General features: G+C 42.2%; 17 protein-coding genes. 8 read left to right on the top strand and 9 right to left on the bottom strand.

The window, feature by feature from the left end:
* Positions 1–20 precede the first annotated feature (20 nt).
* Positions 21–1,010, top strand: coding sequence for a diaminopimelate epimerase (gene dapF / locus ED605_RS03930; protein ID WP_121977589.1), 990 nt, complete (start codon positions 21–23; stop codon positions 1,008–1,010).
* A gap of 148 nt (positions 1,011–1,158) precedes the next feature.
* Here the strand turns inward: dapF and ED605_RS03925 are convergent, their stop codons facing one another.
* The 4 genes from ED605_RS03925 to ED605_RS03910 all read right to left on the bottom strand — a co-directional run bounded on the left by ED605_RS03925 (position 1,159) and on the right by ED605_RS03910 (position 2,690).
* Positions 1,159–1,515: a type II toxin-antitoxin system YafQ family toxin gene (locus ED605_RS03925; protein ID WP_121977588.1), complete on the bottom strand. Its 357-nt coding sequence runs from the start codon at positions 1,513–1,515 to the stop codon at positions 1,159–1,161.
* The gene (locus tag ED605_RS03920) at positions 1,496–1,792 is read right to left on the bottom strand and encodes a type II toxin-antitoxin system Phd/YefM family antitoxin (protein WP_121977587.1); all 297 of its coding nucleotides are present in this window, start codon (positions 1,790–1,792) and stop codon (positions 1,496–1,498) included. The genes ED605_RS03925 and ED605_RS03920 overlap by 20 nt, the downstream gene beginning before the upstream one ends.
* An 83-nt stretch (positions 1,793–1,875) precedes the next feature.
* Positions 1,876–2,094 (bottom strand): hypothetical protein, encoded by a 219-nt coding sequence (locus ED605_RS03915; protein WP_121977586.1) that lies wholly within the window; start codon positions 2,092–2,094, stop codon positions 1,876–1,878.
* Between the two features lie 2 nt (positions 2,095–2,096).
* A complete protein-coding gene (locus ED605_RS03910; protein ID WP_121977585.1) occupies positions 2,097–2,690 on the bottom strand; it encodes a hypothetical protein in 594 nt (197 codons plus the stop codon).
* A gap of 139 nt (positions 2,691–2,829) precedes the next feature.
* Between ED605_RS03910 and ED605_RS03905 the strand changes: the two genes are divergently transcribed.
* Both ED605_RS03905 and ED605_RS03900 read left to right on the top strand, forming a co-directional pair.
* Entirely contained in the window at positions 2,830–5,190 is a 2,361-nt protein-coding gene (locus ED605_RS03905; RefSeq protein ID WP_121977584.1) for an ATP-dependent DNA helicase, read from the top strand.
* A gap of 56 nt (positions 5,191–5,246) precedes the next feature.
* A complete protein-coding gene (locus tag ED605_RS03900) occupies positions 5,247–6,098 on the top strand; it encodes a fumarylacetoacetate hydrolase family protein (protein ID WP_121977583.1) in 852 nt (283 codons plus the stop codon).
* A 112-nt stretch (positions 6,099–6,210) separates the two neighbouring features.
* On the opposite strand, the gene ED605_RS03895 is transcribed toward ED605_RS03900, so the two are convergent.
* Entirely contained in the window at positions 6,211–7,263 is a 1,053-nt protein-coding gene (locus ED605_RS03895) for a lactonase family protein (RefSeq protein ID WP_121977582.1), read from the bottom strand.
* 100 nt (positions 7,264–7,363) lie between these two features.
* Here ED605_RS03895 and ED605_RS03890 point away from each other — a divergent pair, with 100 nt between their 5' ends.
* The 3 genes from ED605_RS03890 to ED605_RS03880 all read left to right on the top strand — a co-directional run bounded on the left by ED605_RS03890 (position 7,364) and on the right by ED605_RS03880 (position 9,782).
* Positions 7,364–7,867, top strand: coding sequence for an N-acetyltransferase (locus ED605_RS03890; RefSeq protein ID WP_121977581.1), 504 nt, complete (start codon positions 7,364–7,366; stop codon positions 7,865–7,867).
* Between the two features lie 191 nt (positions 7,868–8,058).
* Complete coding sequence (locus ED605_RS03885; protein ID WP_121977580.1) at positions 8,059–8,526, top strand: Fur family transcriptional regulator; 468 nt, start codon at positions 8,059–8,061, stop codon at positions 8,524–8,526.
* A gap of 290 nt (positions 8,527–8,816) precedes the next feature.
* The gene (locus ED605_RS03880) at positions 8,817–9,782 is read left to right on the top strand and encodes a peptidoglycan recognition protein family protein (protein ID WP_121977579.1); all 966 of its coding nucleotides are present in this window, start codon (positions 8,817–8,819) and stop codon (positions 9,780–9,782) included.
* Between the two features lie 150 nt (positions 9,783–9,932).
* Here ED605_RS03880 and ED605_RS14555 read toward each other — a convergent pair whose 3' ends face one another.
* Complete coding sequence (locus ED605_RS14555) at positions 9,933–10,100, bottom strand: hypothetical protein (protein ID WP_162919739.1); 168 nt, start codon at positions 10,098–10,100, stop codon at positions 9,933–9,935.
* A 421-nt stretch (positions 10,101–10,521) separates the two neighbouring features.
* Between ED605_RS14555 and proB the strand changes: the two genes are divergently transcribed.
* Together proB and ED605_RS03870 are read left to right on the top strand one after the other, a co-directional pair.
* Positions 10,522–11,367, top strand: coding sequence for a glutamate 5-kinase (gene proB, locus ED605_RS03875; RefSeq protein ID WP_121977578.1), 846 nt, complete (start codon positions 10,522–10,524; stop codon positions 11,365–11,367).
* Between the two features lie 37 nt (positions 11,368–11,404).
* On the top strand, positions 11,405–12,649 hold the full coding sequence (locus tag ED605_RS03870) for a glutamate-5-semialdehyde dehydrogenase (RefSeq protein WP_121977577.1): 1,245 nt from the start codon (positions 11,405–11,407) through the stop codon (positions 12,647–12,649).
* 98 nt (positions 12,650–12,747) lie between these two features.
* On the opposite strand, the gene ED605_RS03865 is transcribed toward ED605_RS03870, so the two are convergent.
* The 3 genes from ED605_RS03865 to ED605_RS03855 all read right to left on the bottom strand — a co-directional run bounded on the left by ED605_RS03865 (position 12,748) and on the right by ED605_RS03855 (position 15,776).
* Positions 12,748–13,518 (bottom strand): CPBP family intramembrane glutamic endopeptidase, encoded by a 771-nt coding sequence (locus ED605_RS03865; RefSeq protein WP_121977576.1) that lies wholly within the window; start codon positions 13,516–13,518, stop codon positions 12,748–12,750.
* A 1,163-nt stretch (positions 13,519–14,681) separates the two neighbouring features.
* Positions 14,682–14,864: a hypothetical protein gene (locus ED605_RS03860; RefSeq protein ID WP_121977575.1), complete on the bottom strand. Its 183-nt coding sequence runs from the start codon at positions 14,862–14,864 to the stop codon at positions 14,682–14,684.
* Positions 14,865–15,119: 255 nt separating this feature from the next.
* Positions 15,120–15,776, bottom strand: coding sequence for a class A sortase (locus tag ED605_RS03855; protein WP_121977574.1), 657 nt, complete (start codon positions 15,774–15,776; stop codon positions 15,120–15,122).
* Positions 15,777–15,788: the final 12 nt, after the last annotated feature.

The following is a 15,788-nucleotide window of genomic DNA, read 5'->3' as shown; positions in this document are numbered from 1 at the left end:
GACAATATGGAGGCTTCATTATGGCGCAATTACTTAAAGTCCATGGTTCACAAAATCAATTTTTTATCTTGGATCAGACTAAATTAAAAACCAAGCTGACCCAGCCGGAGTTGGTTGCCTTAACCAAACAAATAACGGATCCAACCAAAGGCCTGCTGGACGGGGCCGATGGTGTCTTAGTGATTGACCATTCTGATCATCCCGGCGCACTCGGCAGTATGGAGGTCATTAATACGGACGGCAGTATCGCCTCAATGTGTGGCAATGGCTTGCGAACCGTTGCCCGCTACCTGTCGGATAAGTATCAGCAGGACACCTTCAAGGTTGAAACGTTGGACAGTGATTTGTCAGTTCATCGTGAAGCCGAATTAGCTGCCGGTGTCCCGACTTTCAGCGTTGAAATTTCACCAGTGTCATTTGATAAGGCCAGCCTGCCGTTTGATCACTTGGGTGGCGACACATTGATCGATAAAGAAGCGCCGGCTTTTGCACAGGAATTAAAATTCACAGCGATTGCGGTGCCAAATCCCCACTTGATCAGCTTTGTCTCTTCAGAAGTACTGCATTCCAATTTGCTTGGCCGACTGGGCAAACAATTGAATCAACCAAATCAGTACTTTCCAGATGGCGTCAACGTTAGCTTTGCCCAAATTTTGGATCATAATCAACTATTTGTGCGGACATACGAACGCGGCGTCGGCTTTACCAATGCCTGTGGAACCGGCATGTCGGCAACTAGTTTGGCCTTCTGCTTAAATTATCCACAAACTGCCGACTTTGAAAAGCCGATTTCCGTCTATAACCCAGGCGGGATGGTTAAGACCCGGGTGCATGACGATAACAGGACCTATCACATCGATTTAATCGGTAACGCCACCTTTACACATCAGATTACGATTCCGGATGCTGACCTTCATGTCCATCAATTACACCGGGCAAAAATTAAAGCCACCGGTGAACAGCGGAATTATCTGAACTTTGTCAATCAACTAAAGCAACAGGAAGTTTAGCTTTTTACAGCAAGCCAAATAAAAACCGTCAGATCAACAGTATTAATTTGTTGAGCCTGACGGTTTTTTAACTGAATGGTATGAGGATTATTTGGGTTACCCTAGTAAAAGAAGCGATCTTAATCGAGAATTTTAACGCCAAATTCTGCTATTTATCATTCCTATGGTACTCTTTTGCACATGCTTGGCCAGGAAATAACCGTGCATGCGAGCCTACTCGAATTCCTATTAAAACTAATTCATCTTCGTCAATGCGATAAACAACCAAAACATCATTGATCTCATTCGGCTCTTGTCCTTTAGGCGTATCGCGTAAATGAAACTCATTGTAACCTGATAGACGTCGCTTAAGTTCATGATCTTCAAACTCTGGTGGTAATTTCTGTTGTTCAAGTAATAGATCAACTGCTGCCCGAACTTCATCAATAATTGTCTTATCTAAGCATGACAAACGCTTCAAGTCGGCATTAAAAGTGGCCCTGGGCTTAAATCTTAGTTTCGTCATGTTTAAATTGGCCCCAGTAGTTGTCATCAGATTTGACGATCTCATCGTCAGGTAATACATTCCGCTTAATAAGTTGATCGCGTGCAATAGCATATTCCAACGAGCCTTCTTTGGCCTTTAAAGCCCGCTCTAGCCAATCCATTTTTTCTTGTGATACAATCGCGACTGCCCGACTATTTGACCTTGCGACATAAACCGTCTCATCGTCATCATTAACCTGATCTAAATATTTTTTTAAGTTGGCACGAAAATCGCTTTGAGTAAGTGCTAATGTCATGCTACCACCTTCCTTGTACTTAATATTGTACTTTAATTTGTACATAAAATCAAAAATAAACACAGAACTTCTTTAAGGCGTTTTTATTCAAGCCCTTGTTGCTTTTGCCAAACCTCTTTAACCAACTGATTGGCCATCACCTGACAAATCAACTCAATCAATTGATCCTGCATGTAGGTTTTAGCATCGAAATTGACCGGTTGACCATTGATCGCCGTTATCAGCATGCCGTGTGTCTTAATGGTCACGTGGTATTGGGCAAAAGTCTCAACGATGACCTGTAATTTCGCTTGATCGATCATTTTTACTGACCTCCCAACCTGATCTTAAGCCGCCATTCATCTTGGCGCACCTGATGATCCTGCAATCGTAAGTCCATTAATGGTGACACGGACAACAGAAAATCCTTTACCTGTTCGTAATGCGCTTTACTGGAGAAATAGTGATTGGCCTTGCGCTGTGAAAGCTTATCAATCTTGGCTTGAAGCTGATTTACCCATTGTGTCACATATTGAATCGTATTTTCCCGTAAACTGGCCAAATTAGCGATCTGTTCATCCGCCGGTGCTTCAATTTCCAATTCTTCAACCAATTGAAAACGATTTAATTCATCAGCATCCGGATTCAACAACAACCAATCGCCACTTTCACTCAGCTTTTGATAGGCTGCCAAATCGGTTTGAGTTAGGTAAGTCGGCAATTGACGCTGGGTAAACGGAATTAACAAGATCGCGTGCCGGGTAATCCCCGCCCCAAACTTAATGTGAATGACGAAATTCTTTTTGCCAATGTAGTTAACGTTGTCCAAAATTAATTGTGGATTATTGACCACTACCGAACCGATAGAAAAATAGGTTTGATGATTATTTTTGACGAGTTGCCCGTATCGTAGCTGCATTTCCAGAACCCTCCACTTAGTTTGATCATGATTATTCTTAAAAAGAAATATCTGTTAACGTTATTTTAACGTATAATTGAACGGGTAAACACGGTTAATTCGTGAAAGTACTTAGTAGTGCATGATTGAAGGGAAATTTATGACAGTTCATCGAATCGGTATTCGGCAGTTAATTGAATTTTTACGACGAACCGGCGATTTGAATCCGCTTACTTCCAGCGACAATACCGCTCAAGAAGGCAGCCGAATTCACCGAAAGCTTCAAAAACGTCGACCAAAAAGTTATCAGGCTGAAGTCAGTTTAAAAACCTCATTTGAATTTTTGGAAGATGAATACGTGATCGAAGGTCGAGCCGACGGCATTGACCGCCGAGATGACGGTGTTCTTATCGAAGAAATCAAGACTTCCGATCTGGACTTTGAAGCACTTCCAGAAAGCACTAGTCAACTTTATTGGGCTCAGGCACAAGTTTACGCGTACCTTTTAATGCATCAGGAAGAAACCTTGGCCGAAGTCACTTTACAATTAACTTATGTTCAAACACCGGATGAAACCATCACGACTAAAACCAAGCCCTACACCAAGCAGGCAGCGACGGCTTTTTTTAGTGCCCTCATCACTGATTATCAAGAATGGCTTGCACTTCGACACAAACTTGACCAACAGCGCATCAACTCCGCTCAAGCTCTTAAATTTCCATTTCCGAATTACCGTCCGGGTCAGCGACAGTTGGCAGTCAACGTCTATAAAACCATTTTACTGGAAAAACATCTCTTTGTGGAAGCGCCAACCGGCACGGGGAAAACCATTTCAACGTTGTTTCCAGCAATTAAATCCATGGGTGAGTCCCTGATTAACCGGATTTTTTACTTTACGGCCAAGCAGAGTACCCGCCAGGTTGCTGAAGAAACCATTTCGTTAATGGCTCAAAAGTCTTTGAAGCTTAAAAGTATTACCCTAACCGCTAAAGATAAAATCAGCTTCCCGGCAGAAAAAGACGTACCACCCGAAAAGAATCCGTACATGATTAGCTATTACGACCGGGTTCGCCCGGCAATGATGGATATCTTAACTCACGAGGATCAATTAACCCGATCGGTCATTGAAACATATGCTGAAAAGCACAAAGTTGATCCCTTCGAATTTTCGTTGGACGTGAGCTTATTTTGCGATATTATCATCTGCGACTATAATTATTTATTTGATCCACAAGTTCACCTGCAACGATTTTTCGCTGCACCAGATAAATCAAACTGCTTTTTAATCGACGAAGTTCACAATCTGGTTCACCGGTCCCGCGAGATGTACTCGGCCACCCTAAGCCGTTCTCCCATTACTCCGTTAGTTAAGGCGCTCTCCCAACATCGAGCCGCTAATCAAAAATTAATTAAAAAATTGCGGTCACTCCAGCGTTCTTTCACACGCTACGGTAAGGTTGCTGAAGCCACAGTTGATCATCAAATCGCCCAAGTTGAACCCTTAACTAATTTTAACCAAACCCTTGGTGAACTTATTAATGAAACTCATGATTGGTTGGCCCACCAAACACCCACCGATACGGTTGATCAAGTGGTCAATTATTATCTTCAATGTCGCAGTTATTATCTGATTTCTCAGCTCTACGATACCACTTACCGAACCCGGATCATCCTTGACGATGTGCATCATGAGATTACCTTCCGCCAATTTTGTCTGGATCCCAGCCAACATCTAAAGGAAAGCCTCGACTTAGGGCGAGCCGCCATTTTATTTTCAGCAACGCTAAGTCCAATTAATTATTACCAGCGGGTTTTAGGCAACGAAACCGATAGTTTAACGATGATTTCCACCTCCTCGTTTCCGCCCAAAAACTGTCAAATCATTATTGCTAACAATATCGACACCCGGTATGTTAACCGCCACAACAGTCTTCAACCAATCTGTGACATGATTGACGCGATGGTTTCTCAAAAAGTCGGTCACTACCTAATCTTTTTGCCGTCAATGGCTTACCTCGAAGCGGTATTAACCCAATTTACCGAAACCTATCCGGCTATTCAAACGTTTCGCCAATCAGCCGATATGGACCATGACGCCCGTCAGGCTTTCTTGGCCGAATTTAGGCATCACCCGCAGCAAACCAAAGTTGGCTTTGCCCTTCTTGGCGGTATTTTTTCTGAAGGAATTGATTTAAAGCACGACCAACTAATTGGCGTTGGCATTGTCAGTGTTGGCTTGCCAGGTATGAATGCCGAGTCGGATTTAATTCGGGATTACTTTGACGCCCTCAACGGTCAGGGCTTTTCGTTTGCATATCAACTGCCGGGGTTTAATAATGTAAGTCAAGCGGCGGGAAGAGTCATTCGGACCAGCACTGACAAGGGCGTCGTTGTTCTGATGGATCAGCGCTTTAGTCAATCAAGATACCGGCAAATCTTTCCGCCCCATTGGACAAATTTACAAGTTGTCAACAGTGCTCAGCAGCTCGGAAACCAACTGCAAAAGTTTTGGTCAACGTAATTTAGGTGTATACTAGTATCACCATTCGTTCATCGATATGCCAGGAGGGATTCAGTTTGAAATTAGCAATGTATGATCAAAAGCCAACGTTTGTCGCGCCACAGAACAATCAATTATGGGGTGTGCCAATTAACGGCTATAATTCAATCGACGATATTTTGAATGATTGGCAGGGCTTCGAATCCAAAGTGCTCATCGATATTTCTGATAAAGCAATTATTAACGACGATCGCGCAGAGCCGCTCGATGTTAAAAAATTTGAGCAACCCGTTGTCCATCCACGCCAGTTACCGGCGATCGGCTTTAATTACCTTGACCACATGGAAGAGATGTCAACTGCCAGACCCAAGCGGCCAAACGTTTTTAATAAATTTGTCAGCTCACTGGCTGGACCGGACAATTCGATTCATCTCAGCAGCGACACCGTTGACTGGGAATCCGAACTAGTCATTGTAATCGGCAACGGTGGCCGAAATATTAGTCGGGAAGATGCTGAGGATGCCATTGCCGGTTACATGGTCGGCCAAGACATTTCCGATCGAACACTTCAATCAATCGACGGTCCCAACACCCAGTTTGATCTCGGAAAATCATTCCGCAACTATTCACCGGTTGGCCCTTACATTTCAACAATTGCCGATACTGACGATATCGTCTCAAAGCATGTTATCACCAAGGTTAACGGTGACGTGATGCAGCAAGCGACAATTGGCCAAATGATTTTTGATATCCAGACCTTGGTGTCCTACATTTCGGGCGTCATTGAACTATATCCAGGCGACTTGATTTTTACCGGTACTCCAAGTGGGACGGGTGTCGGCCGGAATCCACAGGTCTTTTTGAAATCCGGCGATGTTTTCACCAGTGAAATTGATGGGTTAGGCTCGATTGAAACCAGAGTTAATTAAATCTATCGATAAAAAAAGAAGAGATCGAAACAAAAGTGATTTTTGTCTCGGCCTCTTCTTTTAATTAAAGCTGATCATTCGCAGCAACTTTAAGCCAGCCGCGTCAATAAATTTACTTTCGTCTTAAAACACTAACTGGTTCCGGCACTTGAAAGTCCTTTTGAACCAGCGTCAGCTTACCGCTTTGAGCATTCCTGGTATACAAAGTACCATTGTCGGAATTCTGATTTACACAAATCACAAATGATTCATCATCACTGAAATTAAAGTCTCGGGGGAAATCTCCTTCAGTTGAAATCCGCTGAATCAGTTGAATATTTCCCTTTTCATCTGAACTAAAAACAGCGATGGTGTTGTTGCCGCGATTTGAGACGTAAACGAATCGACCATCCTTTGAAATCCGAATAGCAGCCGCACCGTTATGCTCGGTCCAATCATCCGGAATGGTGGACGAAATGCACCTGAGTGTAAGTTTGCCTGCTTTTTCATCATAATCCAAAACAGCCAAATTACTGCTTAACTCACCAACCAGATAGGCCACGCCCTTCTGCTCATCAAATGCGATATGACGGGGACCATAACCATCTTCCATTTGGAGTTCACTGACCGGCGTTAATTTACCACTGTTATCCAAATCATACAGATACACTTTATCAACACCCAGATCAACTACCACTACCCGATTATCAGGAGTTAAATTAATGTAGTGGGGATGCGGGCCATCCTGCTGCTCAGGACGAAAGCCCAGTGTGCCCTTATCCATAATGCGATCAGCACGGGTGATGGCACCATCATCCGCGATCTTATAAGTACAAACCGTCCCCGCGTGATAATTTGCCGTAAAAACTAGGTGACGAGCTTCATCAACGGCGATATAGGCTGGTGACGTTTCCTGATCATGAATGACTGCCTGGTCAGCCAATGGAAAATCATCACTGCGGCCGTCCCACTCCTTAAACCCGCCAGTGACATTATCAGCTTGATCCTTAACCTTGGTAATTGCGTAAATCCGCTTGGCATTAGACTCCGCCACATAGGTCGGATCAATGGCCTTACCGACCAGCTGCAGGTGCTGCAGCTTTTGCCGAACCGTGTCCAATTCAAGCTGATAAACACCCTGACTAAGTCGTCTGGTATAGGTTCCAATCAAATATTTTTCTATCAAAAGCTTTACCTCCGCATTCATTGATACTTTCATTATGCCACAGTATAGACGCTAATCAACACCAATTATGTAAGCAATTTCAGATAAAGGAGGCCATTTTATGGCATCGTTCGAAAAGTTTCATCCGGTTTTAACCGCACATTACACCATGGACTGGCTAACTCAAACGCCTGTCAAACAAGTTGACGCATTATTCAGCCAACCAATTTTTACGACGGTTTCCGCCGAATGGTTACCCAATCAAATTTTAGATACCGTTAAAGGCATCAACCATATCATGCAGCGAGTGATGAATGGAACTGAACTCACTTGGGGAATTGTGGATTCCAATCATCAAGCTTTCAAGGGAATTGTGACACTCTCCGGCTTTAAATCAACTTCCCAAATTGGCAACTTGGACTTCACCTTTTTAAGAAAAGACGTTGCTGGTTTAAGTGAGGTCCTCAAACGCACTATTGAATTCGCCAACGATCATTTTAATTTTACTCAATTAGTCGTGACCCTTGATGAACCACTACCTGAGCTTTCAAAAATTTTAACCGCTAATCAGTTTAAAACGACGGATCAACGACAGTTTAAATTAGCTCTTACCACCTTCAAATAAACCCGTTATGGGTTGCTAATCAACTAACATTATCCTAAAAATTGACAAAAAGTAAGTAAAAATCGATAACTTCGTTGATTTATTTTCAAATATAGTTTAGAATAATTCTAAGATGATAATCAACGTAGCTCTGGAAACCGGCTGGAATTAGACAGTTGACCACTTCCACTTGATATTGGAGGAATCGCGCTATGGCTACTAATGCACAACTAGACGTTTCACTAAAACGACTTAAGAAAAAAGGGGTTCGAATTACCCCTCAGCGAGAAATAATTCTAACTTACTTAATTACCCATCACAATCACCCGTCTGTTGACACCATTCGAGACGCCATTGATAAAAAACTACCAAACTTAAGTGTTGCAACTATTTACAATACACTTAAATTATTCGTGGACAATGGCTTGGTCATCGAATTGCCAAACAAAGATGGTGGCTTACGGTATGACTTCTTCGGGGTTCCCCACTATCATGCGATTTGCGAAAATTGTGGCAAAATTTTTGATATTTTCGATGAATCCTATCCAGACATTGTGGCCCATGTCCAAAAGGTGGCCCGCGAAAAAGTCGGTTTTGAAGTGACCGGAGCCCAATTAGAAGTAACTGGAATTTGCCCAAAGTGCGAAAAAAAGCTCGCCAAACAAAAGCGAACTCAGTAATATTACAAGCTTGAAATGCTGACGTGACAGGTTTTAAAACGTTTTTTTAATATTTTGTCAACAACTCTTAATATGATTGATAAGTAACCGCTAAAAGCCCGCAATCATGCGTTAAAACGCTGGTTGTGGGCTTTTTTAGTGCTTGAATCTGCCTCCCTAAATCGTTTATATTACTAAGCGTAATCAATCTAAGAATGTAAAAATTTGATATATAAACCAGACTGACTTTATCCAAAATATAACCAAAAATATTTTAAATTAATAATCAATTTCTGAAGGGGAAAACTGTTTTGAAAAAAAGAATTTTAATTAAGGCGGTCTGTGCGCTTTCCTTTGCCGTTACCGGAATGTTTGCCCTCAATGGCAACGCCCACGCCGAAAGCGTCAATTCATACATTGCCAACCATAACATCGATCACGCCAGTGTGACTTCTTCAATTTGGGGTGGCTTTCCTAAGAATGGCTATCGACATGGTACCGAGAAGCCTGAAGGGGTCGTGGTTCACGAAACTGCTAACCCAAATTCAACCATTTATAACGAAATCGCTTATATGAAACGCAACTACCGCTCCGCATTTGTTCACACATTTGTGGACGCCAGTCGAATCATCAACATTGCCAACACGAATTACCTGGCTTGGGGCGCCGGGTATCCGGCAAATGCCCGCTTTGTTCAATTTGAACAGGTTCGCGTTCACAGTAAATCCGCATTCGCACATGAAATTGCCAATGCTGCTTACTACACAGCTTATATCTTAAACAAATACGGCTTAAAGCCCAACGATGCTGCTTATGACGGTAAAGGTACCGTTTGGTCACACAAAGGTGTTTCCAAATTTTTGGGTGGAACTGACCACACGGATCCAACTGCCTACTATGCGTCAATGGGTAAAACCTACTTTGGAGCAGGTTACACGTTTGCCCAATTCTATCAACTGGTCAAAACGACTTACAATAACTTAACCGCCTCACATGAAAAGAAAGCATTTGATAAAGTTTCATACAAATCAGCCGATAAGAAAGCGTTATTAGGAGACAAATACCAATCATACAGGCTGTACAACCACGTTAAGAATTCACGTGCCAATGTCAAGACTTACTCATGGACTTCGGTTGGTGCCACTATTGGCAAAAAAGTTTATATTGATGATATCGGTACCAAATCCTCCGGTAGCACTTGGTACCGAATTCGCTTTTCAAGTGATTCTAATGCCCAAAAGTATTGGGTTTACAGTAAAGCACTCAATTTAGACTAATTGATGTTTATGATCATTCAATTTAATTGGGTTGTCATTGACCAGATTCTGACAAGTATGGTATATTAAAAGTACAAAAAAGAGGATCCGTAATCACAGACCCTCTTCCGCAAGCCGCTTTAAAGGCGGTGGCGAGTAACTAACGACAGTTTAAGTCGTCCTGTAACCGACCAAAGTTACGCAGGGCGGCTTTTTGGTTACTTGTCCTTTTTGTCGGACAACTTTGCCACTAACATACCAAAGGTAAATAGCAGCATCAGTACATGAAACGTACTCACCAGCTGTGAGTCCTTTCATCAGTTTCTTCCATGTCTCCATAGAAATCACCTCTTCGAGAATTGACAGCCACCGCCCTTAAAACTTCCTGCAAGTATTAATCATCCAGGAATCATAAACCAAATTCCAGATAATTTTAGCATAAAGTTTATCCTTTTACCTAATTCTCGGCTCTTTTTAAAAGTCTTGACATTCTGACGTAAATTATATATGATAATTCTAATTTGGAAGTCCAAGTAGTGTCACCTCAGAGAAGGCGCTAATTGCTGAAAGGCGCTTAAGCACACGAACCCTAACTTCCATCACGATTAAACTGTTTCAATCAGATATGGATTTTTCCATTATAAAAACAATCAAAAGTGTGAAGCGTTGCTTTGAATGAGAATGGTACCGCCCTGAATGGGTGTCTCAATTCAAAGTAACGCTTTTTTAGGTCTAAAGAAAAGAAAATCAGGTGGCAAATATGGATAATCGAATTGTGAACGCAAAACGCATCGTTGTCAAAGTCGGCACCAGTAGTCTGATTCATCCCAGCGGTGCTATTAATCTGGAGACTTTCGATCAGTTGGCTTATACCCTAAGCGCCTTAAACAACCAGGGAAAGGAACTGATTTTAGTTTCATCTGGTGCCATTGGGGTTGGGTTAAATAAAATGCACCTTAAAAAACGACCGACCGAAATTGGGGCACAACAGGCCCTGGCTGCCATCGGTCAATCTGAATTAATGACCTTGTTTACCCAACGATTTAATCACTACTTAACAGATATCGCGCAGGTCCTCTTGACTCACGATATCTTCGACTATCCAAAAAGCAATAAGTTCGTTATGGACACTTTCAACTGCCTCCTAAATGACAATGTTATTCCAATCGTCAACGAAAACGACACGGTTGCCACCGATGAATTGGATCACAAGACAACCTTTGGCGACAATGATCAACTGTCCGCCATCGTGGCCAGTCACGTCAACGCCGACTTATTAATTGTGTTGTCCGATATTGACGGCTTCTACAATCAGAATCCCAAGAAAGTTACTAACGCTCAACTGATCCCAGTCGTCAGTGAGATTAACGATACCATGTTTACCGTTGCTGGTGGTTCTGGCAGTCGATTTGGGACCGGCGGCATGCAGACCAAGTTATTGGCCGCCAAACGGATGTTGGCAGAAAACCGCCAGATGGTTTTAGCCAATGGCAAGGATCCCCGCATTATTCTCGACATTTTAGCCGGCAAGCGAATTGGAACATTATTTACCAAATCATCGGCATTAACAGCTAAACAGACAACCTCGAACCTTTCCGGCCATTAATTCTGGTAAATTCAAATAACCCTCAGGAGGTTTTCAAATGAACGACGAACTCATTCAAATCGGCCGTCAAGCCAAACAGGCTGCCACCAAAATCAGCCAACTGGACACCGTCACTAAAAATCGGATTTTATCTCAGTTTGCGGATGAATTAATGAATCAAACCGACCAAATTTTAACAGCCAATCAACAGGACTTGACTGCTGCAACTCAAATGCCGGCCAAATTCACCGATCGATTAAAACTGACCAAGCAACGAATCAAAGACATGGCTGAAGGACTGCGCCAAGTTGCAGCCCTACCGGATCCCATCGGTAACATTGATCGGGGTTGGACGAATGAAGCCGGCCTGCTGATCGAGCAAAAACGAGTCCCAATTGGTGTAATTGCCATGATTTTTGAAGCTCGGCCAAACGTCACGGTCGATGCCTCTGCTCTGACTTTTAAAAGCGGTAATGCCGTTATTCTGCGTGGTGGCAAAGAAGCTCTCCATAGTAACCTGGCCCTTGCCGACGCACTCCGTTACGTTTTAAGAAAAAATCACCTTGATGAAAACATGATTCAAATTCTTCACGATACCAGCCACCAAACCGCCGATGAGTTAATGCATTTAAACGAGTATCTCGACGTGTTGATTCCCCGAGGTGGTGCCGGATTAATTCAAGCCGTGCTTAAAAATTCGACGGTTCCGGTCATTGAAACCGGTGCCGGTAACTGCCATATTTACGTCGATGAATCCGCAGAAGAAAAAATAGCCGTTGACATTGTCGTCAACGCCAAAGTGCAACGCCCTTCCGTCTGCAATGCGGCTGAAAAACTGCTAATTCATCAATCAGTGGCCCAAAGATTATTGCCACCGATTGCCAAAGCGCTAACCGCCCACGGGGTCGAACTACGAGGCGACGAACAAAGCCGAAAGATTGTTGACACAATCAAGCCGGCTAGTCCAGCTGACTGGTCAACCGAATACAATGACTTAATCATGGCTGTTAAAATCGTGCCTGATGAGCAGGCAGCCATCGAGCATATCAATCATTACTCAACCGGCCATTCGGAAGTCATTATTACCGACAATTATCAAAACAGCCAGACCTTTTTAAACCAAGTTGATTCTGCCTGTGTCTACGTAAATGCGTCAACCCGCTTTACTGATGGTTTTCAATTCGGCTTTGGGGCCGAGATCGGCATTAGTACCCAAAAGTTGCACGCCCGCGGTCCAATGGGTTTAAAGGAATTGACAACCACCAAATACGTGATTCGAGGCAACGGGCAAATTCGAAATTGATTTTTCACTGATTAAAAAAACAATTACTTTCAGCAAAAAGGGCCCTTCACTTACTCAAAAAAATGAATGGCCCCTTTAATCTTCAAAGGTTTTCAAAGTTATTTGTTGAAATTGTGCAACTCAATTTGCTGTAATTTCTTTGATCGGAGAAAATATGCACCAATTAAGAACAAAATCAGGTCCATTATGATGCCACTTACAACGGCCATGAAGGTCACAGTATTAGTTGAAGAAATTCCACCATTGATTGCAGTTAAGCTAAAATCCCAACTTCCGTGTAACAACATCGGAATAAACAGTGATCCTGACCTTAAATAAATCGCCGCAAAAATTATTCCGAGTGAAAAAGCCTGAAGAACTTGAAGCAACGTATTAGGTAATGATTGTGACATGGCATTTCCCATGTGACCCAGCCCAAATAAGATACTGGTGATCAAAACGGGATACCAAATTCGATGAGCTTTAGAGGACTGATTTCGGAAAATCTTGACTAAAATTCCCAAAATAATGCCACGGTAAAAGAATTCTTCAAAAATACCGGCGCCAATTCCAGCCGCAATAGCTAACGGGAGATTCTTAGCACCGCGAACAAGTGCAACAATCCCAATAATCCACACCAAATAAATCGGCAAAGCCAGTATGAAGATCTGCCGCCATGGAACGGTCGGTACTAAGCTTACTTTAACCTTCGTAATTAATGCATTAATCACCCAAAAAATAATAAAAAAGATAATTTCCTGTGCTGCAATGAAACCCGCATCGGTTAGTTTAAAATCTGCTAGAGCATATCCAATTGTAAAAAGTAGAATTTCTAAAAGAATAACTAATCCTGCAACTTCCCAAATGGATCGACTTAGTGATTTTGGCATTTCTCTCTCCCCCTAAATTACGTTTTTTCCACAAGCATTATTTTAAAGCGTCTGCAAGGGTAAGTCATGCAAAAACGCTTAGAAATTCGGCTTTTTGAAAGCGCATTTCATTTAATAGGGCCCATAAACATGATCTATTAAAATAGGAGTTTTAGACCGAATATGGCGTTAAGAATCATAACCCCATTCACAAGTATATCTCTAAAAGGACACTATGTTATAGGTCAGGTTAAGATTGCTAAGCATTGAAAATATCGTTTTGAAGTGGAAACTCACTATAACTTTAGTAAATTACTTTGGATTTATGTCTCACTGTCATCTACTCAACTTCATTAATCCGCTAAGATTGATCAGTCACCTCATCACGATGTGTTTCTATTGCATCAAACAAAAATTTTCTCCACTAGGATTGGTATCCTCAATTATCGAAAATTCAATGAATCATATGCTCAAATATGAGTTAATAATCGCTTATTACATAGCTTTTGTTTAATATATTAGTGAACATTGTTGTCAAAAGTTAATCATTATGATATAGTATAATTACTTGCAAAAGCAAGTTCTCTTGCAAGCTGCTTTAAAGACGGTGGTAAGTTATTCAGGCGACAGTAACGTTACCCTGTAATTTGCCAAAGTTATATCAGGGCGACTTTTGGTTACTTGTCCTTGTTGCAGCTGGCCTCCTTAGCATACCGAGGCAGCCCAAACAACAGTACTGAAGCGTACTCACCAGACGTGAATCCTTTCAATAGTTTCTTCCATGTTTCCATGGACTTCACCTCACAAGGAAAAGACAGCCATCGCCTTTAAAATTTTCTGCAAGTATTAATTCCAAAAAGACCTCACCAGCGAAATCTTTCGACTGTGAGGTCTTTTTGATGGTTTGTCTCATTCTTTGAAAAACCGGTCGTTATTCGTCCGATTTTCCAAGCGCTACATGCCTCGATAATCATCAATAACTGTCTTCAGATGCTGTGTCAAATACAACAAGATTTCCCACTCAAATGCTTTCTCCCGCTACTCAAGTAAAAAGAGCATCCTTTCAATTTTAGGGACTAATCAAATTGGTCAATTTCAGCTAATTATGGTATATTGAAACTATAAAAAAGAAGATCCGCGATTGTGGATCTCCTTACGCAAGCCGCTTTAAAGGCGGTGGCAAATTACATTAGACTATTTAAAGTCGCCCTGTAACCGACCAAAGTTACGCAGGGCGGCTTTTTGGTTACTTGTCCTTTTTGTCGGACAACTTTGCCACTAACATACCAAAGGTAAATAGCAGCATCAGTACATGAAACGTACTCACCAGCTGTGAGTCCTTTCATCAGTTTCTTCCATGTCTCCATAGAAATCACCTCTTCGAGAATTGACAGCCACCGCCCTTAAAACTTCCTGCAAGTATTAATCATCCAGGAATCATAAAGCGAATTCCAGATAATTTTGTCATAAAGTTTGCCCTTTTACTATGACTCAAACTATTTAAAAAGCTTCCGTAGTTAGACCCACCAACCGAATCTAACTATGGAAGCTTTTATTGTGTCAATTCTAACTACGTGTATCTAACCGACCATCAATGAATTAAATAAGTCATCTTCACCATTTTATGAAATTGCAACCAGCTTCCCCCGAACTATCTGCCGGGTAGCACCACCATCGGCACAGGTAATAACCGTGATGATTTTTTGGTGGCTGGGTTTGGTATAGTGCCAGTTGTATTCGTTAATGACGATGTTTTGAGTCACCCGATATCGGTAAGTATGTCGGCCGTTAGTCGTCTCAATTTGATTACCTTTTCGCAATTTCTGAAGGTTACTCAGCATAGTCGAATTCTCAAAATTATGACCGAAAATTACAAAGTTTCCCTGCCCCAACTTTTCACTTGCCCGCAGCGTCGCCACACCGACTGACAAATGGGCGTTAGTGACCTGATACAGGATCGGCAAGTGAACGTTAATCCTTGGAATATTCAGATAAGCAATCGTTGCCTGACGATTTTGCTTAGTTTGACTCATTGATTTAACAGCATCCCCATTTGAAAAATTCTTCACCTTGGCCGGATGTTTTTGCCAATGCTGATGCTGACTATTTTGAACCAGTGTGGTCTTGGGTAAATGATCCAACTGACTTTGATTATGTCTAACCAACAACATCGCCAACTGCCGGTTAAAGATTAACCCCAGACTAATCAAAATTAAGATCGTCATCAATATCCCAGTTAACAAGCGTTTCCCCCGTGATGGTTGCCCTGTTTTTCGCATTATCCTTTTCTC

The organism is Lentilactobacillus raoultii (assembly GCF_900411375.1).
GTDB lineage: Bacteria > Bacillota > Bacilli > Lactobacillales > Lactobacillaceae > Lentilactobacillus > Lentilactobacillus raoultii.
Note: the sequence above shows the minus strand (reverse complement) of the source record. Positions and strands in the feature narration are given on the sequence as shown.